Source organism: Streptomyces sp. NPDC090442, from assembly GCF_044769405.1.
Classification (GTDB): domain Bacteria; phylum Actinomycetota; class Actinomycetes; order Streptomycetales; family Streptomycetaceae; genus Streptomyces.
In genome coordinates, this window is the sequence record NZ_JBIVXW010000038.1 from 40,148 (window position 1) to 61,893 (window position 21,746).

Annotated in this window: 18 protein-coding genes and 1 pseudogene; 10 read left to right on the plus strand and 9 right to left on the minus strand. The window is 73.0% G+C overall.

The features are described 5' to 3' along the window. Positions 1-11: 11 nt before the first annotated feature. Positions 12-641, minus strand: a complete 630-nt coding sequence (locus ACIQU6_RS25660) for a TetR/AcrR family transcriptional regulator (RefSeq protein WP_403484017.1) — start codon at positions 639-641, stop codon at positions 12-14. Between the two features lie 299 nt (positions 642-940). Here ACIQU6_RS25660 and ACIQU6_RS25665 point away from each other — a divergent pair, with 299 nt between their 5' ends. After that, positions 941-1,162: a hypothetical protein gene (locus tag ACIQU6_RS25665; protein ID WP_403484018.1), complete on the plus strand. Its 222-nt coding sequence runs from the start codon at positions 941-943 to the stop codon at positions 1,160-1,162. 36 nt (positions 1,163-1,198) lie between these two features. Here ACIQU6_RS25665 and ACIQU6_RS25670 read toward each other — a convergent pair whose 3' ends face one another. Continuing rightward, on the minus strand, positions 1,199-3,169 hold the full coding sequence (locus ACIQU6_RS25670) for an amino acid transporter (RefSeq protein WP_403484019.1): 1,971 nt from the start codon (positions 3,167-3,169) through the stop codon (positions 1,199-1,201). Positions 3,170-3,721: 552 nt separating this feature from the next. Between ACIQU6_RS25670 and ACIQU6_RS25675 the strand changes: the two genes are divergently transcribed. Further along, the gene (locus ACIQU6_RS25675) at positions 3,722-4,261 is read left to right on the plus strand and encodes a hypothetical protein (RefSeq protein WP_403484020.1); all 540 of its coding nucleotides are present in this window, start codon (positions 3,722-3,724) and stop codon (positions 4,259-4,261) included. Between the two features lie 27 nt (positions 4,262-4,288). Here ACIQU6_RS25675 and ACIQU6_RS25680 read toward each other — a convergent pair whose 3' ends face one another. Next, positions 4,289-4,774, minus strand: coding sequence for a hypothetical protein (locus ACIQU6_RS25680; protein ID WP_403484021.1), 486 nt, complete (start codon positions 4,772-4,774; stop codon positions 4,289-4,291). Positions 4,775-4,962: 188 nt separating this feature from the next. Then, entirely contained in the window at positions 4,963-7,827 is a 2,865-nt protein-coding gene (locus ACIQU6_RS25685) for a SpoIIE family protein phosphatase (RefSeq protein ID WP_403484022.1), read from the minus strand. Between the two features lie 430 nt (positions 7,828-8,257). Between ACIQU6_RS25685 and ACIQU6_RS25690 the strand changes: the two genes are divergently transcribed. The 3 genes from ACIQU6_RS25690 to ACIQU6_RS25700 all read left to right on the plus strand — a co-directional run bounded on the left by ACIQU6_RS25690 (position 8,258) and on the right by ACIQU6_RS25700 (position 12,395). Next, positions 8,258-9,640, plus strand: coding sequence for a family 2B encapsulin nanocompartment shell protein (locus tag ACIQU6_RS25690; protein ID WP_403484023.1), 1,383 nt, complete (start codon positions 8,258-8,260; stop codon positions 9,638-9,640). Next, positions 9,627-11,063, plus strand: a complete 1,437-nt coding sequence (locus tag ACIQU6_RS25695; RefSeq protein ID WP_403484024.1) for a SufS family cysteine desulfurase — start codon at positions 9,627-9,629, stop codon at positions 11,061-11,063. Before ACIQU6_RS25690 ends, ACIQU6_RS25695 begins: the two co-directional genes overlap by 14 nt. Before the next feature lie 282 nt (positions 11,064-11,345). Next, a complete protein-coding gene (locus tag ACIQU6_RS25700; protein ID WP_403484025.1) occupies positions 11,346-12,395 on the plus strand; it encodes a sodium:calcium antiporter in 1,050 nt (349 codons plus the stop codon). Here ACIQU6_RS25700 and ACIQU6_RS25705 read toward each other — a convergent pair. Beyond that, positions 12,353-13,468 (minus strand): cation diffusion facilitator family transporter, encoded by a 1,116-nt coding sequence (locus ACIQU6_RS25705; RefSeq protein WP_403484053.1) that lies wholly within the window; start codon positions 13,466-13,468, stop codon positions 12,353-12,355. The genes ACIQU6_RS25700 and ACIQU6_RS25705 overlap by 43 nt on opposite strands. Positions 13,469-13,537: 69 nt before the next feature. Here ACIQU6_RS25705 and ACIQU6_RS25710 point away from each other — a divergent pair, with 69 nt between their 5' ends. The 4 genes and pseudogenes from ACIQU6_RS25710 to ACIQU6_RS25725 form a co-directional block, all read left to right on the plus strand. Then, positions 13,538-13,894, plus strand: coding sequence for an ArsR/SmtB family transcription factor (locus ACIQU6_RS25710; protein ID WP_403484026.1), 357 nt, complete (start codon positions 13,538-13,540; stop codon positions 13,892-13,894). Positions 13,895-13,978: 84 nt separating this feature from the next. Then, positions 13,979-14,668 (plus strand): response regulator transcription factor, encoded by a 690-nt coding sequence (locus ACIQU6_RS25715; RefSeq protein ID WP_403484027.1) that lies wholly within the window; start codon positions 13,979-13,981, stop codon positions 14,666-14,668. 165 nt (positions 14,669-14,833) lie between these two features. Continuing rightward, positions 14,834-15,262 (plus strand): hypothetical protein, encoded by a 429-nt coding sequence (locus tag ACIQU6_RS25720; RefSeq protein WP_403484028.1) that lies wholly within the window; start codon positions 14,834-14,836, stop codon positions 15,260-15,262. A 126-nt stretch (positions 15,263-15,388) separates the two neighbouring features. Further along, positions 15,389-15,763, plus strand: a pseudogene (locus ACIQU6_RS25725) (MerR family transcriptional regulator); the annotation flags it as partial. 59 nt (positions 15,764-15,822) lie between these two features. On the opposite strand, the gene ACIQU6_RS25730 reads toward ACIQU6_RS25725, so the two are convergent. The 4 genes from ACIQU6_RS25730 to ACIQU6_RS25745 form a co-directional block, all read right to left on the minus strand. After that, positions 15,823-17,616, minus strand: coding sequence for a hypothetical protein (locus ACIQU6_RS25730; RefSeq protein ID WP_403484029.1), 1,794 nt, complete (start codon positions 17,614-17,616; stop codon positions 15,823-15,825). Next, positions 17,613-18,473, minus strand: a complete 861-nt coding sequence (locus tag ACIQU6_RS25735; protein ID WP_403484030.1) for a nucleic acid/nucleotide deaminase domain-containing protein — start codon at positions 18,471-18,473, stop codon at positions 17,613-17,615. The genes ACIQU6_RS25730 and ACIQU6_RS25735 overlap by 4 nt, the downstream gene beginning before the upstream one ends. Before the next feature lie 96 nt (positions 18,474-18,569). Continuing rightward, positions 18,570-19,163, minus strand: coding sequence for an SUKH-4 family immunity protein (locus tag ACIQU6_RS25740; RefSeq protein WP_403484031.1), 594 nt, complete (start codon positions 19,161-19,163; stop codon positions 18,570-18,572). Between the two features lie 35 nt (positions 19,164-19,198). Next, positions 19,199-20,065 carry a nucleic acid/nucleotide deaminase domain-containing protein gene (locus ACIQU6_RS25745; protein WP_403484032.1) on the minus strand — a complete coding sequence of 289 codons (867 nt, stop codon included), beginning with the start codon at positions 20,063-20,065 and terminating at the stop codon, positions 19,199-19,201. 490 nt (positions 20,066-20,555) lie between these two features. Between ACIQU6_RS25745 and rsgA the strand changes: the two genes are divergently transcribed. Further along, positions 20,556-21,743, plus strand: coding sequence for a ribosome small subunit-dependent GTPase A (rsgA, locus tag ACIQU6_RS25750; protein WP_403484033.1), 1,188 nt, complete (start codon positions 20,556-20,558; stop codon positions 21,741-21,743). Positions 21,744-21,746 lie beyond the last annotated feature (3 nt).

The window sequence follows — 21,746 nt, forward strand, 5'->3', positions numbered from 1 at the left end:
CGGCGCGGCCCCTACGCCCCTGTGAAGAGCGTCCCCAGCCGGTACTCCAGCGCCCGTCGCACCTGGGCCAACGACCGTCGCCCGTGCAGTGCGTCACCACCCAGCCCCACCGCCGCGGCCACCAGCAGGTCGGCCTCCAGTTGCAGGTCCAACCCCGGCGCCAGTCGCCCGTCGGCCCGCGCCCTGCCGAGCAGCGACGCCACCAACTCCTCCAGCGGATGCTCCCCGGGCAGGAACACCCGCGCCAGCGCCGGATCGGTCAGGCTGCGCGCGTAGTACGCCGCGAACACCCGCAGCGCCGCGGTTCGTTGGGCGTCCAACGGCAGGAACTCGTCCAACACGTCGCGCAGTAGCGCCCGCGGATCCGCCGGATCGAAGCGGATCCGGGCCCGCGCGATCCGCTCGTTCTCCGCGTGCAGGTGCCGCAGCGCGTCCACCAACAGCCGGTGCTTGTCCGTGAAGTGGTACTGCACCGCCCGCACCGACACCCCGGCCTCCGCCGCCACCTCCCGGATGCTCGCCGCGTGCAGCCCGCGCTCGGCCGCGATCCGCCAGACCGCCTCGATGATCCGCCGGCGCTTCGCCGCCGCCGCGGCCCCGGGCGTGCCCGCCGCCCCGCTCCGCGCCGGAGGGGGCGGCACCGGCGGATTCCTCCGGCGCCGATACGCCCGGCCCTGGCAACTGCGCGAGCAGTACACCGCCGGCCGCCCCCGCCCCGCCGGCGCCAACGCCGCCCCGCACACCACACACGAACGCCCCTTTTCCACCCGCCCCGCCCCCACCCGGCACCTCGCAAATACTGTGACGTAAAGCCAACTCGGCATCCACAGAGCCTAATACGACGCCGTAGCCGTTGGTACGTTCGTAACGTCCGGCCCCGGAGGCGCCCTCGCCCCGGCCGCGCCGGCCTGCCCTCTTCTTCCCCTCCTCAAGGAGCGCCATGAAGTACGACGTTCTCCAGATAGCCGGCATGGCCCTGATGGTGACCTCCGCCCAGGCCGCCGTCCGGCTGCTCCTCGACCACGGCGACACCGGTCTGCTCGGCTGGCTCGGCGCCGGCTTCCCGGTGCTGCTCACCGCCTACCTCGCCGTGACCGCCGCCGGCGTCCTGCTCACCGGCTGGTCCCACACCCGCGCCAAAGCACTCGGCCGCCGGAAGTGATCCGGCGGCCGAGTGCGGGCGGGGGAGCGGGCGACGTCAGCCCACGTGGACCCGTGGCCGGTGCCGCAGATCCGGCTCGGCCCGCCGCAGCACCTCGCGGGTGACCGGCGCGACCTCCCCGTCACCGAACACCAGGAACCGCAGCAGATGGCTGAACGGATGGCCCTCGGTCCAGTTGAAGTAGATGTGCGGCACCTGGCCCGTCCGCTCCCGCAGCCGCATCAGCACCGCCGCGATGGTGTTCGGCACCCCGGCGCCGGCCACCCGCAGGATCCGGGTCCCGTGCCGCTCCACGCCGTGTACGTGCAGTTCGGCGGAGAAGTCCGACGAGTCCTCGACCAGCACCTCCAGGAACAACACCGGCCCGCCGTCGGGGATATGGGTCTCCTCGCGCTGGCTGTACTCCTTCGCCCGGTAGTCCTCCTCGTTCCGCTCGTCCGGCTCGTTGGCGATCACCCGCAGCGGGCCGGCCGCCATCGCCTCCTCGATCAGCCGCTCCGCGGTCGCGTCGAACACCACGTCCGCGGCGCGCAGTTCGAAGGCCCGGTGCACCCGCGAGGCGAACGAGGTCAGCAGGATGCCGACGATGAACAGCAGCGCGATCTTCAAACCGTCCGGCCGCTCGATGACGTTGGTGACCAGGGTGTACCCGAAGACCAGGGTGATCGCCCCGAACCCGATGGTCGCGCCCCGGTGCCCCCTGTGGCGCGCGGCGACGGTCGAGGCGAACGACGCCGACAGCATCAGCACCAGCACGCCCGTCGCGTACGCGCCGCTCTGGTCGTCCACGCTGGCGTCGAAGACGATCGTGATCACGAACGCGATGGCCAGGAAGATCAGCACCAGCGGGCGCACCGCGCGGGTCCACTCCGGCGCCATGCCGTACCGCGGCAGATAGCGCGGCACGAGGTTGAGCAGGCCGGCCATCGCGGACGCCCCGGCGAACCACAGGATCGCGATGGTCGAGACGTCGTAGACCGTCCCGAACGCCTCACCGAGGTTCTGGTGGGCCAGATACGCCAGCGCCCGCCCGTTGGCCGCCCCGCCGGGGGCGAACTCCTTCTGCGGGATCAGGATGGTGGTCGCCAGACTGGACAGCAGCAGGAAGCCGCTCATGATCAGCGCGGCGGTGGTGAGCAGTCGACGGGTGTCCCGGATCCGGCCGGCCGGCTTGGCCGGGTCGTCCCCGGCGCTTCCGCGCACCTGCGGCATCACCGCCACCCCGGTCTCGAAACCGGACATGCCCAGCGCCAACTTCGGGAACACCAGCAGCGCCACGGCCACCATCGCCAGGGGCGAGGAGTGCTGCGCGGTCGTCGCCTCCCACCAGTTGCCGATCGCGATCGGGTGCGACAGCACCTGTGAGATCGACGCGGCCAGCACGACGACGTTGAGCAGCAGATAGACGCCGACCAACGCCACGGCGATCCCGATCGCCTCCCGGAACCCCTTGAGGAACACCGCCCCCAACCCGGCGAGCAGCACCAGCGTGATCCACAGGTTCGCGCCGTGCAGCGCGGCGGGGGCGAAAGGATTCTCCACGACATGCGCGGAGGCGTCCGCCGCCGACAGCGTCATCGTGATGACGAAGTCCGTGGCGGCGAACCCCAACAGCACCAGTACCAGCAACTTCCCCGCCCACCAGGGCAGCAGCCGCTCCAGCATGGCGATCGAACCCTCGCCGTGCGGGCTCTCCTTGGCCACCCGCCGGTACACGGGCAGCGCGCCGAGCAACGTCAGCGCGATCAGCACCAGGGTGGCGAACGGCGACAGCAGCCCGGCCGCCAGCGCCGCGATGCCCGGCTGGTACCCCAGCGTCGAGAAGTAGTCGACACCCGTCAGGCACATCACCCGCCACCAGGGGTGCCCCTTGTGCTCGGCGGGCGGCGTGCCGTGCGGCCCGGGGTGCCGGGCGGCCTGTTCGCTCAGCCCGTCCAGCAGCCAGGACCGCCACCTCGGTGCGGCGACAGCGGGCGGTGGAGTGGGGTCCACCTGGGTACTGGTCATACGGCCACGTCCTGCCGATCGTCATGCGTGCCACCGACTGCCGTGGGCGGCCGGTGGGTTGGCTCGGTTGATGGGGTTGGGGGTGGGGGAGAGGCGTAGGGGGGAGCGGCGAGGCGGGCCCGGCGCGTCGCGTCGCGGGACCGGCGAGGCGCGGGCCCGATGGGGCACGAACCGGGTGAGGCGCGCACACGGGTCCACTAAGGGTCGATTCCGCCCAACTCGCCACCTCTTGTTGCCGCCTGTCGCATCCTGCCCGTGTCGTCCCCCGGGATCCCCCGGGCAACGAGGAGCGAGTATGCAACACGCTTCCGCGCGCCATGCCCCCAGGGGCGCGTCCAGGGGCATCCCGTGCCCGCCGGTGTCCATCCCCCCGGCGTCAGGACCGCGTCAGAAACCCTCCGCCCGCCATACGCACGGCGTTAAGTTCCGCGCCGATCCGACCCCTGGCCCCCCAACCCGCGCACCCTGACACCAGCCCCCGCTCGTCGGGTCCCGCCCGCGCCCCCGCCGCCCCGTGCCCCGTCGCCGGGGCAGGCCCCCGGAGGTGTTCCCATGGCCGCGCTCCACCACCCCGTCCCCGCCCATCCGCCACCCGGCACGAACGCCCCCACCGCCACACCCACCCCGCGCTTTCCCCGCCCCGCCCCCCGAGGGCCGCGCCTCCTCGCGGGGCGGTCGGTGCGTGTGGCGCCGACGGCCGACGACCTCGGGCGCGATCTCGCCCTCCCGGTCGGCGCCGCCGCCTCCGCGGTCGCGGTCACGACCCTGCTGGTGACCGGCCAGGCCACCCACTTCGCGTTCTCGCTCGTGGCGTTCGCGCTGCTGACGGTCGCCGTCGCCGCCGCGGCCCGGCCCCGCGTGGTCCCCGCCGTCCTCCTCGTCTCCTGGATGTTCTTCGACGGCTTCGTGGTGCACCGGTACGCGGAACTCGGCTGGCAGCAGACCGACCGGACGAGCTTCTGGGTCCTTACGGGCGCGGGCCTGCTCGGCGCGGTCTGCGCGGCGGCCGCGCGCGCCGCCGGAACACGACGGGCCCGGCGCTGGGGCCTGCCCGAACCCGACCCGTCGGACAGGCCCCGGGACGCCGACTGACCCGACCGCACCCCGAAGGGCCGGCGGTCAGCGGTGGCAGTGGTGCCGGCGGCCGCGGGCGCACCGCGCCGCGAACGGGATGGGGCAGCGGCGGGTCCTGGAGGAGCTCGGCGCGGCGAGGAAGCCCAGGCCGATGCCCAACATCCAGGTGTCCTTGGCGAGCGGGATGCCGTTCTGGGTGGGGCGGAGGCTGCCCGGTTCGCGCATGCCGGGCAGCCGCAGGTAGAGGCCGACCAGGCCGCCGGCGAAGCCGGTCAGGGCCAGGCCCGCCAGCCGGGTCGGCACGAACGGGGCGAGCAGCGCGCCGCCGACGGCGATCTCCGAGGCGGCCAGCAGCCGCGTGAACTGTTCCGCGGGCAGCTTCGACAGGAACGGGTACGCCGTGCACGCCATGCCGTGCACGGCGTCGGCGGTCTCCTGGTCGGCACCCCACTTGGTGAGCCCGGAGTTCAGGATGAACGCGCCGGTGGCCAGGCGGGGGGCGATGTCGCGCGCTTCGGGCACCTGCATCATGGCGGCCTCCTGAGGCAGAACGGAGGGGAAGGGGCGCGGACGGGCGCCGTCGTGGGCCGGGCGGCGACGCGGGGTGCGTGACGGGGGTGGTCCCGGGCCGGTGGTGGCCCCGTGGGTGGCCCGTTGCCCTTCGAACGAGGTTAGCGAGCGGCGGGTGGGGCTGCATCCGGTGCGCGGGGGCCCGGTGGTCAGGCGGTCGGGTCGTCCCACTGGGCGAGGAGGGTGTCGACGCCGTCGTCGTCGGGGCCGCCCCGCGGGTGCGACGCGTCGAGGGTCTGCTCGGTCCAGATGACCTTGCCGCCGGGGGTGTAGCGGGTGCCCCAGCGCTGTGCGAACTGGGCGACCAGGAACAGCCCGCGGCCGCCCTCGTCGGTGGTGGCGGCCCGTCGCAGGTGCGGGGAGGCGCTGGTGCCGTCGGAGACCTCGCAGATCAGGGCGCGGTCGTGCAGCAGGCGGACGCGGATGGGCTGGGCGCCGTAGCGGATGGCGTTGGTGATCAGCTCGCTGAGGATCAACTCGGTGGTGAAGCCGATCTCGTCGAGCCCCCAGGACTCCAGGGTCCGCATACAGGCGGAGCGGATCGGGCCGACGGCCGCGGGGTCGGAGGGGACCTCCCATTCGGCGATCCGGTCCGGGGCGAGGAGTCTGGTGCGGGCCACCAGCAGGGCGATGTCGTCGCTGGGGCGCTGGGGCAACAGGGCCTCCAGGACGTCGCCGCAGGTCTGTTCCGGCGAGCGGTCCGGACCGCCGCGGGCCAGGGCGGTGCGCAGCAACTCCAGGCCGGTGTCGATGTCGCGGTCGCGGTTCTCGATGAGCCCGTCGGTGTAGAGGACGAGCCGGGAGCCTTCGGGCAGGGTCAGTTCGGCGGTCTCCACCGGCATGCCGCCACCGAGGCCGAGCGGCGGGGCGACCGGCACCTCGGGGAAGGAGACCGTCCCGTCCGGGAGGGCCAGGGCCGGGCCGGGGTGGCCCGCCCGGGCCAGGGTGACTCGCCCGTCCACCGGGTCGTAGATGGCGTAGAGGCAGGTCGCGCCGGTGATGCCGGCGCCGCTGTCGCCGACCAGGGAGCTCTCCGTCTCGGACGCGGACGGCGGGGACGGGACGGGGCCCTCGGTCCCGTCGGCCCCCGCGGCGGCCCGTGCCCCGCCCTCACCCGACAGCCCGTCGACAGCGTTCCCCCGTCCCGTCTCCCCGTCCCAACTCCCCCCGCCCCGCCCATTGGTGCGGGCCTCGTCCGTGTCGATGTGGTTGACGAGTTCGTCGAGGTGGCCGAGGAGTTCGTCGGGCGGGAGGTCCAGGGCGGAGAAGTTGAGGACGGCGGTGCGGAGGCGGCCCATGGTGGCGGCGGCGTGCAGGCCGTGGCCGACGACGTCGCCGACGACCAGGGCGACCCGGGCGCCGGGCAGCGGGATCAGGTCGAACCAGTCGCCGCCGACGCCGGCCTGGGCGGGCAGATAGCGGTGCGCCACCTCCAGGGCGGACTGTTCGGGCAGCGCGCGCGGCAGCAGGCTGCGCTGGAGGGTGATGGTGGTGGCGTGCTCGCGGGTGTAACGGCGGGCGTTGTCGATGGAGACGGCGGCCCGTGCGGCGAGTTCCTCGGCGAAGGACAGGTCCTCGTCGCCGAACACCTCGGAGGTCTCGGCGCGCCAGAAGTTGACCAGGCCGAGCACCACCCCGCGGGCCCGCAGCGGGACGGCGACCAGGGAGCGGATGCCGTTGTCGAGGATGCGCTGGGTGTCCCCGGGGTCCTGGGCGCGCCACTCGTGCTCGGCGCGCAGGTCGGGGACGACGACCGCGCGGGCGTCGGCGAGCCCGGCGGCGACGGGGCTGTTGGGGACGAAGCGGATGCGCTCGCCGACGCGGTAGACCGCGGAGTCCTCGGGGACGCCGCGGACCGCCAGCCGCCGCATCGGGGCGGGCCACCGGGTCGGTTCCTCGCCGCGCAGCACCGGCTCCAGCAGCTCGACGGAGACCACGTCGGCGAAGTGCGGCACCGCGATCGTGGCCAGTTCCTCCGCGGTGCGGGCGATGTCCAGGGTGCTGCCGATCCGCATCCCGGCGTCGTAGAGCAGCTTCAGGCGGCGCTGGGCGATCTCGGCCTTGCCGGTGAGCGCCTGGAGTTCGGTGGTGTCCCGCAGGGTGACGGCGGTGCCGGGGAGGCCGCCGTAGGGAGCGGTGGGGCGGATGTTGACGGCGAGCAGGCGGTCGCCGGCCGGGTGCACCTCGTCGGTGGCCGCGCGGCCGGAGGCCAGCAGGTCGGCCATGTCGGGTTCCAGGCCGAGCTCGGTGATCCGGCGGTGTTCGGCGTCCTGGGGGAGGGCGAGCAGCCGGCGGGCCTCGTCGTTGGCGAGCAGCAGTCGTCCGTCGCCGCCGATGATGAGCACGCCCTCGCGGACGGCGTGCAGCACGGCGTCGTGGTGGTCGTACATCCGGGTCATCTCGGCCGGGTCCAGGCCGTGGGTCTGGCGGCGCAGTCGGCGGCTGACGAGGGCGGCCCCGGAGATCCCGACGATGAGGGCGCCGGCGGCGCTGCCGATCAGCAGCGGCAGCCGTTGCAGCGCCCACTCGTTGGTGCGCTGCACCTTGATGCCGGCCGCGATCAGGCCGACGACCCGGCCGTCGGCGTTCTTGACGGCGACGGTGCTGTCCACGGCGCGTCCGAAGTGGGAGGCGGAGGTGGTGGTGTACGTCCGCCCGTTGAAGGCCGGGGCGTAGTTGCCCGGGACGTGCTTGCCGATCAGGTTCGGGTTGGGGTGGGTCCAGCGGATGCCGGACGGGCTGAACGCGACGAGGTAGTCGAGGCCGGCTTCCTGGCGGGCGGCCTCCGTACGGGGTTGCAGCCGGGCGGTGGGGTCGGCGGACTCCATGGCGGCGGCGGTCCCGGGGGCGTGCGCGAAGGCCAGCGCGGCGACGGCCGAGCGCTGTTTGGCCTCCTGGAGGCTCGCCTGTTGGGCCTGGAGGGCGAGCGCCGCCCCGGCCGCCGCGACCAGCAGCACGATGAGCGCGAGCTGGAGCACGAGCACCTGTCCCGCGACGCTGTGCACGTTCAGCACCGAGCGAAGACGGCGCCCTACTTCACCTTTTCGCCCGAAAATTTCCATCACTCGCCATATGTAGCACTGTGGCCCCTTGCGGGGCGATCGGCTGCGCCGCCGTCATAAGCCTTCCTTTTGGAATGACAAAGCGCCTTCATGAGGGCAAATTTGGTCGGATGTGTGCTGTCGCGGGCACCGCACGGGGGCTTCCTGACCCTCACGGGTGGCTTGCCGAACACCGATTCCACGCGGCGTAGCGACCGTGCGACTGAAGGTAGTCGCACAGGCGTCCGGCGGCGTGGATTCGGGGCACCGAGCGTTTCCGGCCGAGGGGTCGCCAACGGGCCGTTGCGGACGGCCGTTTCCGGGTCCGACGATCCCGACGTCCCGCGTGTCACCGGCCGTGCGCCGGCCGGTCGGCATGCCGCTGTCGCGCAAGGAGGTCCCAGTGAACGACCGGATGACGCTCGCCCCGGATGCCGCACGGCAACTCGCCACCACCACCAAGACCACGCCCCAGATGCGCGGCATCACCCCGCGCTATCTGCTGCGCGCCCTGCCCTGGGTGGACGTCGAATCCGGTGTCTTCCGCGTCAACCGCCGCCGCACCTACGTCCTCGGTGACGACCGGGTCAGCACCTACCAGGACGGCGATACCCACCGCGTCATCCCCGGTGACCTCCGCGAACTCCCGTACCTGCGCGAGATGGACGACGCGCTGCTGACCGAACTCGCCGGCGAGTTCACCACGATGACCTTCGACACCGGTCAACTCCTCGCCGAAAGCGGCGAGGTGACGGACAGTCTGTTCGTCATCGTGCAGGGCCGGGCGGAGAAGCGGGCGCGCGGCCGGTACGGCGAGGACGCGCTCCTCGAAGTCGTCGGCGACGGCCAGTTCTTCGACCTCGACGCCTGGACCCGGTCCGCGCCGATGCCGTACCGGGTCACCGCGGTCACCCCCGGCACCGCGCTCTGCCTGGACCGCGCCGCCCTCGCCCGGCTCGGCGACCGCGCCCCGGCCCTGCGCGCCGCGATGGACGCCTACCTCGCGGCGGACGGGGTGCTGCCGGGCAGCGAGGTGCCGTTGGACCTCAGCTCCGGGCACAGCGGCGAGCCCGACCTGCCGGCGACCTACGTCGACTACGAGGACGCGCCCCGCGAGTACCACATGAACCTCGCCCAGACCGTGCTGCGCGTCCACACCCGGGTCTCCGACCTCTACAACGGCCCCATCGACCAGACCCGCGCCCAGGCCAACCTCACCGCGCACGCGCTGCGCGAGCGGCAGGAGGCCACCCTCCTCAACCACCCCGAGTACGGCCTGTTCCACAACGTCGCCCCCGGCCAGCGCGTCCAGGCCCGCACCGGTGCGCCCACCCCGGACGACCTGGACGAGCTGCTCACCCGGGTCTGGAAGCAGCCCGGCTACTTCCTCGCGCACCCGCGGGCGATCGCCGCGTTCGGGCGGGAATGTACCCGGCGGGGCGTGCCCCCGGTCATCGACACCAGCTTCGGCAGCCCGCTGCTGACCTGGCGCGGGGTGCCGCTGCTCCCGTCCGACAAGGTGCGCTTCTCCGGCGGTGCGGAGACCGGCACCACCGAGATCCTGCTGATGCGGGTGGGCGAGGCCGAGCAGGGCGTGGTCGGGCTGCGCCCGGCGAAGGTCGCCGACGAGATCGAACCGGGCCTGGCCATGCGGAACATGGGCGTCGACAACAAGGGCATCACCTCGTACCTGATGACCGCGTACTTCAACGCCGCCGTCCTCGTCGAGGACTCCCTCGCGGTCCTCCAGAACGTCGAGGTGTCCCGTTACCATGACTACGCCTGACCTGCTGGGATTCCCGTCGACCGGGTCGGGCGCGCGGAGCCTGACGGGTGCGACGGGAGTCCCCACCACCGCGGCGCCCGCGTCGGACACCGGCTCCCCGGTGCCCCCGCCCGCGTCGACCCCGTCCCCGGACGCCACCGGCGCGAGCTCGCCGGGCGCCACGTCTCCCGGTGCCGGTATGACGGGCCGTCAAGTCTCCCAACAGCCGTCCTTCTCGCCCGAGTTGGCGCGCCGGGACGTGCCGATCCTGCACCGGACCGTCAACGGCAAGCCGTTGGTCTGGCTCGACAACGGGGCCACCACCCAGAAGCCCCGCCAGGTCATCGAGGCGGTGTCCGGCTTCTACGGGGCGGGCAACTCCAACATCCACCGCGGGGCGCACACCATGGCCCGCGAGGCCACCGAGGCGTACGAGGGGGGCCGGACGGCGGTCGCCCAGTTCCTGGGCGCGGGCTCCCCGGACGAGATCGTCTTCACCCGCGGCACCACCGAGGCGATCAACCTCGTCGCGCAGAGCTGGGGGCGGGCCAACCTCGGCCCCGGTGACGACATCCTCGTCCCGGTGTTGGAGCACCACTCCAACATCGTGCCCTGGCAGATGGTGGCCAAGGAGACCCGCGCGCGAGTGGTGCCCATCCCGCTGCGCCCGGACGGACAGATCGACCTCGACGCCTACGCGGACCGGCTCTCCATGCGGACCAGGCTGGTGGCGCTCAGCCAGGCGTCGAACGTGCTGGGCACCGTCCCGCCCGTCAGGGAGATGACCGCGCTGGCGCACCGCTACCGGGCCACGGTCCTGGTCGACGGCGCCCAGGCGGTGGCCCACTTCCCGGTCGACGTGCAGGACCTCGACGCCGACTTCTACGTGTTCTCCGGCCACAAGCTCTTCGCCCCCACCGGTATCGGCGCCCTGTACGCCAAGCCGGAGATCCTGGAAGCGATGGCGCCGTGGCAGGGCGGCGGCAACATGATCGAGTCCGTGTCCTTCGACCGGACCGACTTCGCGCCCGTCCCGCACCGCCTGGAGGCCGGCACCGGGCACATCGCCGGCGTCGTCGGCCTGCTCGCCGCGGTGAACTGGCTGACCGGCTTCGACCGGCCCGCCGTCGCCGCCTACGAGACCGGGCTGCTCGACTACGCCCAGCAGGCCATGGCCACCGTCCCCGGGCTGGAGCTGCTCGGCTCGGCGCCGGACCGGATCGCGGTGCTGACCTTCACCCTGGCCGGCCACGACCCGGCGCGGATCGCGGACTGGCTGGACCGCGACGGGATCGCCGTCCGGGCCGGCCACCACTGCGCCCAGCCGGCGCTGGCCCACTACGGCGTGCAGAGCGCGGCCCGCGCCTCGTTGGCCCTCTACAACACCCCGGAGGAGGTGGACCAGCTCGTCGAGTCGCTCCAGCGGCTCCAGAAGTCCGGCTGAGGCAGCGGGCGTTCCCGTTGTCCCGCGCACGTCGGTCCGCACCCGCGGTGTGTAGGGTGGGGGGCTGCGAAGGGGAGTAGCCCCGCAAACCGGTCGTCGACACACTGGAGCCGCTCGCGGTTCCCGGTGGCCGGGCCCGTGCAGTCACTGTGCGGGCGGGCGAGACCTTCGGCCCTTTGTCGACGATTCTTTCAAGGACGCGTCGGCGGGGTCGAAGCCGTGCCGACGCTCCCACGCCGGTCGCCCTCGATGCCCGCCGGGGCGGAAAGGCTGACGATCAGCGTGTTGCATTTCGTTCTGCTCATCGCCTGCGCGGTGGCGATCTACCTCTCCTGCGAGTGGTTCGTCAACGCCGTGGAATGGCTCGGTGAGCGGCTCAACGTGGGTCGGACGGCGGTGGGCACCATCCTGGCCGCCTTCGGCACCGCACTGCCGGAGTCCGTGGTGACCCTGGTGGCGGTGACCACCGGTGCCACCCCGGAGGCCAAGGACATCGGTGTCGGCGCCGCGATGGGCGGCCCGTTGGCGCTGGCCACCGTGGCGTACGGCGTGACCGGCACGATGCTGCTGCTCCAGCGGCGCAAGCGGCGCGCCCAGGTCGCGGCCGGTGCTCCCGCAGCCGGGGACGCCCCGGAGCCGGCCCGGGAGCTCGGCACGCCGAAGGACATGCGGCGGCTGGCCAAGGACCAGACGTGGTTCCTGCCGGTCTTCCTGGTCAAGGTCGCGCTCGGTCTGGTCGCCTTCGCCTTCAAGCCGGTGCTGGGCGTGGCGTTCTTCGCGGTGTACGCGGTCTACTTCTGGCGCGAGATCCGCGGCGACCACGAGGAGGACGAGGAGGGCGTCGAGCTGGAGCCGCTGAAGTTCCAGCCGCGGGCGGCGTCCCCGGCGACCTGGGCAGTGGTCGCGCAGACCCTGGTCACCCTGGTCGTGATCTTCTTCGCCTCGCAGCTCTTCGTCCACCAACTGGACGCCATCGGCCCGATGCTCGGACTCTCCGCCTCGGTCACCGCGCTGCTGCTCTCCCCGATCGCCACCGAACTCCCCGAGATCATGAACGCCGTGATCTGGGTGCGTCAGGGCAAGACCAAGCTGGCGCTGGCCAACATCTCCGGCGCCATGATGATCCAGGCCACCGTCCCCAGCGGCCTCGGCCTGCTCTTCACCAGTTGGCACTTCGACGCCGCCCTGGTGTGGTCCGGCCTGATCACCATGGCGGCGATCGGCTACCTGTTGGTGATGATGCGGACGCAGCGCCTCACCGCCGGCCGACTGGCCCTGGCCGCCGGCTTCTACGTCGTCTTCGGACTGGGGCTGATCGCGATCCTCGGGTGACGGCCGGTGTGGTGGGCCAGCGCCGCGTGGGGGTCCGGGGCGCCGTCCTCCGGGGTGTGGTCGAGGTGCACGGTGGCCGCCGTCAGGCGCGGTACGGCGTGGATCAGAGCGTGTTCGGCGGCCACCGCGATGCGGTGGCCCTGGGCCACGGTCAGCCGCGGGTCGAGGACGAGGTCCGCCTCGGCCCGCAGGGCGTGGCCGATCCAGCGCATCCGGAGCTGGCCCACCCCGCGCACGCCGGGCACCGCCCACAGCACGGCCTCGGCGGACGCCACCAGCGCCGGGTCCACCGAGTCCATCAGCCGCCGCAACACCTCCCGGGCGGCGTCCTTGGCGACCAGCAGGATCGCCCCGGTGATCAGCAGGCCGACGACGGGGTCGGCGGCCCGCCAGCCCAGTGCGGCGCCGCCCGCCCCCAGCAGCACGGCCAGCGAGGTGAAGCCGTCGGTGCGGGCGTGCAACCCGTCCGCGACCAGGGCGGCGGAGCCGATCCGGCGGCCGGTGCGGATGCGGTAGCGGGCCACCCACTCGTTGCCGACGAAGCCGGCCAGCGCGGCGGCCGCGACCGCCCACAGGTGCGCCACGTCCCGCGGATGCAACAGCCGGTCGACGGCCATGTAGAGGGCGGGCACCGCGGACGCGGCGATGGTCAGCACGATGACCACGCCGGCCAGGTCCTCGGCGCGGCCGTAGCCGTAGGTGTAGCGGCGGTTGGCGGCGCGCCGGCCGAGGAGGAAGGCGACGCCGAGGGGGACGGCGGTCAGCGCGTCGGCGGCGTTGTGCAGGGTGTCGCCGAGCAGCGCGACCGAGCCGGACAGGGCGAAGACGGCGGCCTGCACCAGCGTCGTCAGACCCAGGACGGCGAGCGAGAGCCAGAGCGTGCGCAGCCCCTCGCGGGAGCTCTCCAACGCGGGGTCGACCTTGTCCCGGGCCTCGTGGCTGTGCGGGGTGACGGCGTGCGCGAGCCGGTGCCGCAGGCGGGCCGCGCGGGAGCGACCGGCGGGGTGCGGGTGGTGGTGCGCGGAGCGGTCGGGGTGGGAGTGGGGTTCGGGAACCGGCAGTTGCGCGTCCATGGGCATCGCCCCTCTTCGCCGTCCGGGGCGCGGCTTGTGCCGTCCGCCCTCGCCCCTCATTATGTGCGTATGAGCGCACGCATGCACCTATCAACTGCGCACGATGCGCAGGAGCCGGCCGACGACGCCCGGCTGACCGTCGCCGTGGAGATCCTCGGGCTCCTCGCCGACCGCACCCGGCTGGCCCTGCTGCGGCGCCTCGGCGCGGGCGAGGCCGACGTCACCACCCTCACCGAGGTCTGCGGCGCCTCCCGCACCTCCGTCAGCCAACACCTCGCCCGCCTCCGGCTCGCCGGGCTGGTCACCGTCCGCAAGGACGGCCGCCGGGCCGTCTACGCGCTGCGCCACGGGCATCTGCGGCGCCTGGTCGACGAGGCCCTCAGCGTCGCCGACCACCAGGTCCGGCACCTGCCGCCGCACGACTGACCGGCGCCCGGGGGTGCCCGCGCCCGAAGGCCGCCCACGGCCGCTCCACATGTCGTCCGCCCGCGGAGCTCCTACCGTGGAGGAATGCGCGTCCTGGTGGTCGACGGCGAGCCCCGCACGGCGGCGCTGCTGCGCCGCGGCCTCGCCGAGGAGGGCTACGCCGTCGACCTGGCGGCGACCGGCCCGGAGGCGGTCTGGCGGGCCCACGAGGTGCCCTACGACCTGATCGTCCTCGACGTGCTGCTGCACGGCTTCGACGGCTTCGAGGTGTGCCGGCGGCTGCGGGCCGGCGGCTGCTGGTCGCCCGTACTGGTGCTGAGCGCCCGCAACGAGGTCCCCGACCGGGTCCGGGGCCTGGACGCCGGCGCCGACGACTACTTGGCGAAGCCGTTCAGCTTCGCCGAGCTGTACGCCAGGCTGCGCGCGCTGTCCCGACGCGGCGGGCGCGCCCGGCCGGCCCTGATCGCGGTGGGCGACCTGCGGTTGGACCCGGCCAGCCGGCGGGCCTGGCGGGCCGGCGCCGAACTCCGGCTCTCGCCCAAGGAGTTCGCCCTGCTGGAGCTCTTCCTGCGGCACCCCGGGGAGGTGCTGACCCGGACCCTGATCCTGGAGCAGGTCTGGGACTTCCCGTGCGACGGGGTCTCCAACGTCGTCGACCAGTACGTGGCCTATCTGCGCCGCAAGATCGACCAGGGCGGCCGGGCGTCCCACCTGGAGACCGTCCGCGGCGCCGGATACCGGCTGCTCAACCCCGTCCCCGTGACCAGCGGTTGACCGCCGGCCCACCATGTGAGGACTCACATCCGCGGCACACGATCGCCTCATGAACCGCTCCGCATACTGGGCCGGGAATGCTCCGGCCCCAGAGCGCCCGCAGGGGCGGCGACGCCCGCGGGTACCGGCGAGCCGGAACCAGGCAACCCAGGTGAGGTGAATTCCATGGGGACCACCAAGAAGGCGTACCACCTGCGGACCGCGGTCATCGGTGCCGCGTGCGCGGCCCTGTTGGCCGGCGGCGCGGGCACCGCCATCGCCGCGCCGAGCGCGGTACCGGACCTGCACACCGCCACCGTCGCCGCCGCCACGGCCACGTCGCACGAGTCGATCAGCGTCAAGGCGAGCGCCAAGTCCATCAAGGCCGGCGAGACCGTCACCCTCAGCGGTCGGACCAAGGGCATCAAGACGGACAGCAAGCTCACCGTCCAACACATGAACAAGGACAAGTGGACCACGCTGCACGCCAACACCAAGACGAAGCACGGCGGTTACTACAGCGTCAAGGTCAAGCTCAGCAAGAAGGGCAAGGAGAAGCTGCGGGTCGCCCACGGCAAGACCCACTCCTCCACCGTCACCGTGATGGTGCACTGACGAACACCGACTCGGCGGCGCGTCATGCGCACCGACCCCCGCGTGCGCTGACGTCCGCCCGCACCGTCCGCCCCGGCGCGCCCGTATGCTGCATCCGGCGGCGCGGGTTCACGGAGAGGGACGGTCGTGCGGATCGGAGAACTGTCGGAACGCACCGACACCCCCAGGCGGTTGCTGCGCTACTACGAGGAGCAGGGGCTGATCGTCGCCGCGCGCACGCCGAACGGCTACCGCGACTACGACGAGCGCTTCGTGGACCGCGTGCTCCAGATCAGGGGGCTGCTCGACGCCGGCCTGCCGACCCGCATCATCAAGCAGATCCTGCCCTGCCTGGACAAGCCCCGGACCATCTACTTCCCCGACGCCACCCCGGAGATGATCGACACCCTGGCGCGGGAACGCGACCGGATGACCGAGCGCATCTCCTGCCTGACCCGCAACCGCGACGCCATCGCCGAGTACCTCGACGCGGTCCTCGCCTACGACGGCGGGGAGGGGACGGGAACGGACGGCACGGACGCGGCGGCCGGCGACCAGGAGTCGGCCGCCCGTTCCGCGTGTCAGGGCGCTTCTGACGGGGCCGTGCCCGCCGCGTCCCAGAGGCGTGCGGTGTCGAGGGCGAGCGCGTAGGCGCCGTCCGGGCCGCCGACGGTCAGACGGGGGCCGGGCGAGAAGGCGAGGGTGGCGGCCGGCAGGAGGAGGGGGACGGAGCGCAGGCGGCTGCCGGCGAGGTCCCACAGGTCCAGCGTCGCGTCGTTCCAGGCGACCGCGAGGACCGGGCCGTGGGGGGTGTGCGCGGCGGCCAACGCCGTTACCAGGGCGCGGCGTTGGGCGATGGGCGTCGGCAACGGATCGGCGGAGGTCTCCCAGAGCCGGACCGTGCCGTCCATGCCGGCGCTCACCACCAGGGTGCGGCCCGCGTCGGGGAAGGCCAGGCAGGCCACCGCGGAGACGGGGGCCGGGTGCAGCGCGCGGGAGAGTGGGGCGGCCTGAGCGTCCTTCAACTGCCAGACGTGGACGGTGCCTTGGGCGTCGCCGACGACCGTGGTGGCGCCGTCGGGGCACTGGCCGAGGGCGGTGGGTGTGGCGTCCGGACCGCCGAGGGCGGCCCGGCCGTGGTGGGCCGCGAGGTGACCGAAGTCGGCGTCGGCGTCGTCGCCGGTGGGGCGCAGCGCCCCGGTGTCGGTGAGCAGGAGCAGAGACCGCTCGTGGCGTGCGGCGATGCCCTGCGGACGGGCGGCGCTGGCCGGCGGGACGGGCGCGGGGCCGGTGCTCCGGCCGGTGGTCGGGTCGAGCACGGCGAGGTCGCCCAGCGGGTCGGCGGCGAGCAACTGGCCGTCCACGCCCGGGAGTTGGGCCAGGGCGGTGAGAGGCGCGCCGGGCCGGGTCCAGACGCCGGTGAGCGGGTGGGCCTCGGCGAGCGGCAGCAGATAGCGGGCGAGGGTGGGGCTGGCGCCCAGCGCGGCGGTGTGGAGCAGGGCGGCGCGGTCGGCGGCGGTCGGTTCGGTGTCCGACAGCAGGGGAGCCGCCAGTCGCCAGGTCTCCCGGAGCCCCGGCGGGGCCGGGACGCGGTCGTCGGCCAGGCAGGCCGCGAGCGACACCGGCGAGCCGTGGAGCAGGAACCCGGGGTCGGTGATCAGGGCGCGGACGGCCGGCCCGGGGTCGTCGGCGAGCAGTGCCTGGTCCAGTGCCCGCTGCCGGACGTCCTCGGGGGCCCGGTCCCACAGGGGGCGGCCGTCGGCGGTGCGGGGGAGCTGCGTGGCGAGGTCGATGGGCGCCGGCTCGTCGACGGGGCCGAGCGCCGCGGCGCCGAGGTCGATGGTCTCGACGGCCACGCCCTCGGTCTCGTCGCCGAAGAGATCGGCGTCCCCGACCTCGATGACGGCGCGGGTCCCCGGGAGCTCCAGCAGCGGCCGCAACAGGTCCCGGACGAGGGCGGCGGGCCGGGCCAACGGGCCGTCGGCGGGGCCGCGTCCGGCGCGGTGGAGGTCGGCCACGAGCAGCAGCAGGGGCCGTTGGTCGACCAGCAGCCGGTCCAGCAAACGGGCCGGCGACAGCGGGCCGTAGCCGAGTTGCCGCCCCACGTCCCAGGCCGCGGCGTCGGAGATCAGTCCCTCCGCGAGGACGGCCGCGTGCACGACGGTGCGGGGATGGGCGGGCGAGCCCATGAGGAACCACGCCAGTAACCGGCTCTTGCCGCTGCCCCGGGCTCCCCGCACCAGACAGACCCGGGGGCGTTCCGGCGAGGTGTCGGCCGCCCAGCCCAGCAGCGCCGGTCCGTGGGCCGCGGTGACCTGGTCCAACGGCGGCCAGGCGGCGATGTCGGGACCGCTCGGCGCGGGGGCGGCGCTCACCGGTCGGCCGCCGAACCGTCCGAAGCGCCCGGCCCGTCCTCCTGGGCGGCGCTCTCCCGCAGGGCCCGGACGCCGGCCTCCCGTGACGCGGCGGACTCGCCGTAGGGGAAGCTGTGCGTCAACTCCGCGTGCGGGAAGACCTGCCCGAGCCACAGCGAGCAGTAGTGGCCGGGCAGGAAACACGGCTCCAGGTCGGTGTGGATGCGCAGGACCTGCTCCGGCTCGACCCCGGCCGCGTGCAGCCCGTCCCACAACCGCTCCTCGGGGTGCAGGCCGAGAGTGCCGGAGCGGGTGACGATCCGCTTGCCGCTGGCCGGGTCGACGTACTCGAAGGCCGCGTAGTTCTCGACGCTCGCGGTGTCGCGGATGTCGTCCAGCACCAGTGGCCACCAGCTCTCCCGGTCCACGAACGCCCGTGGATCCGCGGCCTTCAGACGCTCCGTCAGCTTTTCGAAGGCCGCGGCGGCGGTCGCCGGCCGGTCGGTGCTCAGGATGACCCGCAGGGCCTCGTGGAGCGCCGCGAGGCCGGCGGCGAACTCCTCCGGGGAGGAGTTGACGAACCGGTCGTCCTCCTCGAAGTCCAGCAGCACCGCCCACACCGAACCCTCGGCGTCCGCGCACAGTTCGAAGCCGTTGTCGGTGCCCAGCCGCGCCCAGTCGGCGCATTCCGCCCGGCTGAGACGGTGCCCGTTCGCCTCGGCGTAGGCGCCCAGCGGGACCGGATCGTCGCCGCGGGTGGCGAAATAGGGACCGACCTGCCACGGCACGGACACCCCGGCCAGGTGGTGCGCCGGTGCGCCGGCGGGGTCTTCGGGGTCGCTCGGCCCGAAGGTCCGCAGGGATGTGTCCTCAGTCACCGGATCGGGGCTCCTTGGGCGGGAATGCGGTAGCTGCCGGGCGGTTGGTCGGCAATTGCGTCGGTGGCCGTCGGCGGCGGTTGTCGGTGGCGGCCGTCAGTAGTGGTCGTATTCGGGGTCTTCGATGCCGGCGAGTACGTCGTGCCAGCGCGATTCCGGAATTTCCAGGGCGGCGGGATCGATGGACCGCATCGCCGCCTCGACACGGGAACGCGCCCCCTCGGAGTCGAAGAGGTCGTCGTCGCCTTCCCATTCCATGTCGTATGCGGGGCGCTCGACTTGCAGAATGTAGAGGAAGTGGACGAATTGCCGGAGCGTGCTGTTGAAGAGGTAGATCTCACCGTCCTGCGGAAGGCAGTGGACCTTACCGGTTTCGGGGTCCAGGACGATGCTGTCGTAGGGGATCATGCCGAGCGGAATCCACCTGTCGGCACCCAGCGGCACCTCGGAATAGCGCTCGACGAGCTCCCAGTCGTAGTCCTCCGCGATCCGCCGGAACCGCTCCCCGATCTTGTTGTCGAGCCCGAAGAACTGGTTCTTCCCCACCGGGAGGCCGAGCGTGCGCAGTACCTCCCTGGCGTCCGGGTCTGCCACGTCGGCCAGTTGACCCTCCGGGACGGTGATCAGCTCGGCCGGGGTGAACACGGTCTCAAGCGCTTGGCGACTGAGGTCGTCAGGGCTGGTGGTCATGCGCCGTTCCTGTCGCTGGGTAGGGGGTAGGGAGTCTATCTACTGGCCATCAGCCCGTCGAGGTACTGCCTCATTGACGTATTGCCGGCGGCTCGTGATGCCGGGGTGTTCCCGTATTCGACGCTATGCGTGACATTTACGTGAGGGAGTCTCTCGGCCATCCAGGACGAGCAGTTCGGCGCCGAAGTACAGGGCTCGCGCTCCGTATACAGGTCCTGTATTCGGTGCCCTTCCCCCTGTCTCAGGAAGGGGGTTCCTATCATGCGCTCCGAATGGGCGCCGACATTCACGCCGTCGTTCCGGTGACTGCGCCCGACGAGGATGAAGTCCCCCTTGCCGTTCGCCCCGGTGACCCGGGCCGCCGCGTAGTTGTTGCTGGTGAACTTCTTCCGTCTCGTGCCGTAGCTGTTGTCCGCGTGACGGGCGAGCTGGGTGGCCTTGCCAAGGTCCGAACTCCCCAACGGCACTTGCGTGGAGGGCGAGGTCGGCCGCGGGTCGACCTTCCCTTCCTTCTTGTCTTTGAGGAGGGCGAGCCGCTCGCCTTCCTTCGGCGCCCCGATCGACGAACTCTGCAGCCCCAGCCGTTCCTTGTCCTCGGAGGTCAGCTTCTCCTTCTTGTACCGCTCCTCCGGCGTCTTGGCGTCCGGGTTGTGGCGCAGCCGGCTGATGTTGCCGCGGTCGTCGAGGTGGTACACCGGCGTCTCGGTGCGCGGGCGCTTGGCGATCCGCTCCATCTCCGCCGCGTGCTTGGCGTCGGTCTCCAGATGGTTGTCGGCGACCCGCTTCAGCCGCTTGCCGGTGTCGTGGTAGAGGTCCTGGACGGCCTTCCCGGCGTCCTTGCCGAGGGTCTTGGCCAGTTTGCCGGCGCCGTCCTCCAGCGCCTTGACGATCCTGTTCGTCATGCGGAGCCCCCGCCCGCGCCGTGGCCGCGGAGCCGGGGTAACCGGGCTATGTGGCCTGGCAGTTCGACATTCAAGGTAGTCCCCCGTCAAGTCGTGACGTGTCGACAGCGTGGCGCACGACCGTTCCGCTGACGGCAAGGCGGGGGCAAAGGTTCGATAAGGAATCGGGCGGTGGGGAGGGGGAGTTGGCGGGGAGGGGAGGCCGTTTAACGCTTCGGTGGGAGCGGCTGGCTACTGCATTGACGGGGGGCCGAGCGGCGCCGGATAAATGCGTGGCGGCGTCGGGCGGGGCCGGGCTAGGGTCGCTGGCAGCCGTTGAGGAAAGGGAGGTGAGACCTGATGACCGTCGTCGTGGTGTCGGGCATTGCCCGCGTGCAGCAGACCATCACTCCTCCCTCCGTGGCCTCCGGCTGACCGACTCTCCTTTCGCGTACGCGCCCGTGTGCCGTGCGCCGCGCCGGGGCCCGAATTTCCCGAAAGGGCCATCCCGTTGTTCGACTTCGCTATCTCCGCTGCGCATCCGCTGACCGGCTACGGCTGGGACGACGGCTTCGCGGAGAGTTTCACCCCCTTCGCCGGGCAGGGGTTCGTGCCCGGCAGGATCGTCCGCGTGGACCGCGGGCGGGTGGACGCCGTGGTGCCCGAAGGGGACGGCGTCCGGACGGTGTTGGCGGACACCGCGCTGGTGGCGACCGCCGACCCGATGCGGGTGCCGTGCACCGGCGACTGGGCTGCGATCGACCTGGCGAACGGCCGGAGCGGCGACCATCTCGACGGCGTCGTACGGGCGTTGCTGCCCCGGCGGACGGCCTTCGTCCGGTCCGCCTCGTCGAAGCGCTCCGAGGGCCAGGTGCTGGCCACCAACATCGACCGCATCGTCATCTGCGTGTCGCTCGCGGAACAGTTGGACCTCGGGCGCATCGAGCGGTTCCTCGCGTTGGCGCTGTCCAGTGCGGCGGACGGGGCCGCGTCGCCGGGTGCGGGCGGGGCGCGCCCGTTGGTCGTCCTCACCAAGGCGGACCTGGTGGGCGATTCGGCCGTGCTCGACCACCTGGTGGCCGATGTCGCGGCGGCCGCTCCCGGGGTGCCGGTGCTGGCGGTCAGCGCGGCAACCGGGGACGGCCTCGGCGCGTTGGCCACGCTGCTCGCCGGCGCCACCTCCGCCCTGGTGGGGCGGTCCGGGGCCGGCAAGTCCACCCTGGCCAACGCGCTGCTGGGGGCCGACGTCCAGGATGTCCAGGCGGTCCGTGACCAGGACGGCAAGGGGCGGCACACCACCACGACCCGGGACCTGCTGGTGCTGCCCGCCGGTGGTGCCCTCATCGATACGCCGGGGCTGCGTGGCGTCGGCATGTGGGACGCGGGGGCCGGGCTGGCCCGGGCGTTCGCGGACGTCGAGGAACTGGCCGGGCGCTGCCGGTTCCACGACTGCGCCCACGAGGCGGAGCCGGGGTGCGCGGTACAAGAGGCCGTGGCGCGTGGCGAGTTGGCGCCGCGCCGGTTGGAGAGCCATCGCAAGCTGCGGCGCGAGAACCAGTGGATCGCGGCCAAGACCGACGTCCGACAGCGCGCCCAACTCCGGCGCGAGTGGAAGCAGAAGCAGGCGCTGGGGCGGCACATGACGGAACGGAAGCGGGGGCAGGGAGCGGAGGGCCGGGAGCGCCGGCGGGGTCGCTAGGGC

Coding starts and splice junctions, on each gene's coding strand:
- ACIQU6_RS25710 (WP_403484026.1), top strand. CDS start 13,538: ATGAGCGCACGCATGCACCTATCAACTGCGCACGATGCGCAGGAGCCG.
- ACIQU6_RS25675 (WP_403484020.1), top strand. CDS start 3,722: ATGGCCGCGCTCCACCACCCCGTCCCCGCCCATCCGCCACCCGGCACG.
- ACIQU6_RS25745 (WP_403484032.1), bottom strand. CDS start 20,065: ATGACGAACAGGATCGTCAAGGCGCTGGAGGACGGCGCCGGCAAACTG.
- ACIQU6_RS25680 (WP_403484021.1), bottom strand. CDS start 4,774: ATGATGCAGGTGCCCGAAGCGCGCGACATCGCCCCCCGCCTGGCCACC.
- ACIQU6_RS25705 (WP_403484053.1), bottom strand. CDS start 13,468: ATGGACGCGCAACTGCCGGTTCCCGAACCCCACTCCCACCCCGACCGC.
- ACIQU6_RS25665 (WP_403484018.1), top strand. CDS start 941: ATGAAGTACGACGTTCTCCAGATAGCCGGCATGGCCCTGATGGTGACC.
- ACIQU6_RS25695 (WP_403484024.1), top strand. CDS start 9,627: ATGACTACGCCTGACCTGCTGGGATTCCCGTCGACCGGGTCGGGCGCG.
- ACIQU6_RS25670 (WP_403484019.1), bottom strand. CDS start 3,169: ATGACCAGTACCCAGGTGGACCCCACTCCACCGCCCGCTGTCGCCGCA.
- ACIQU6_RS25720 (WP_403484028.1), top strand. CDS start 14,834: ATGGGGACCACCAAGAAGGCGTACCACCTGCGGACCGCGGTCATCGGT.
- ACIQU6_RS25715 (WP_403484027.1), top strand. CDS start 13,979: ATGCGCGTCCTGGTGGTCGACGGCGAGCCCCGCACGGCGGCGCTGCTG.
- ACIQU6_RS25740 (WP_403484031.1), bottom strand. CDS start 19,163: ATGACCACCAGCCCTGACGACCTCAGTCGCCAAGCGCTTGAGACCGTG.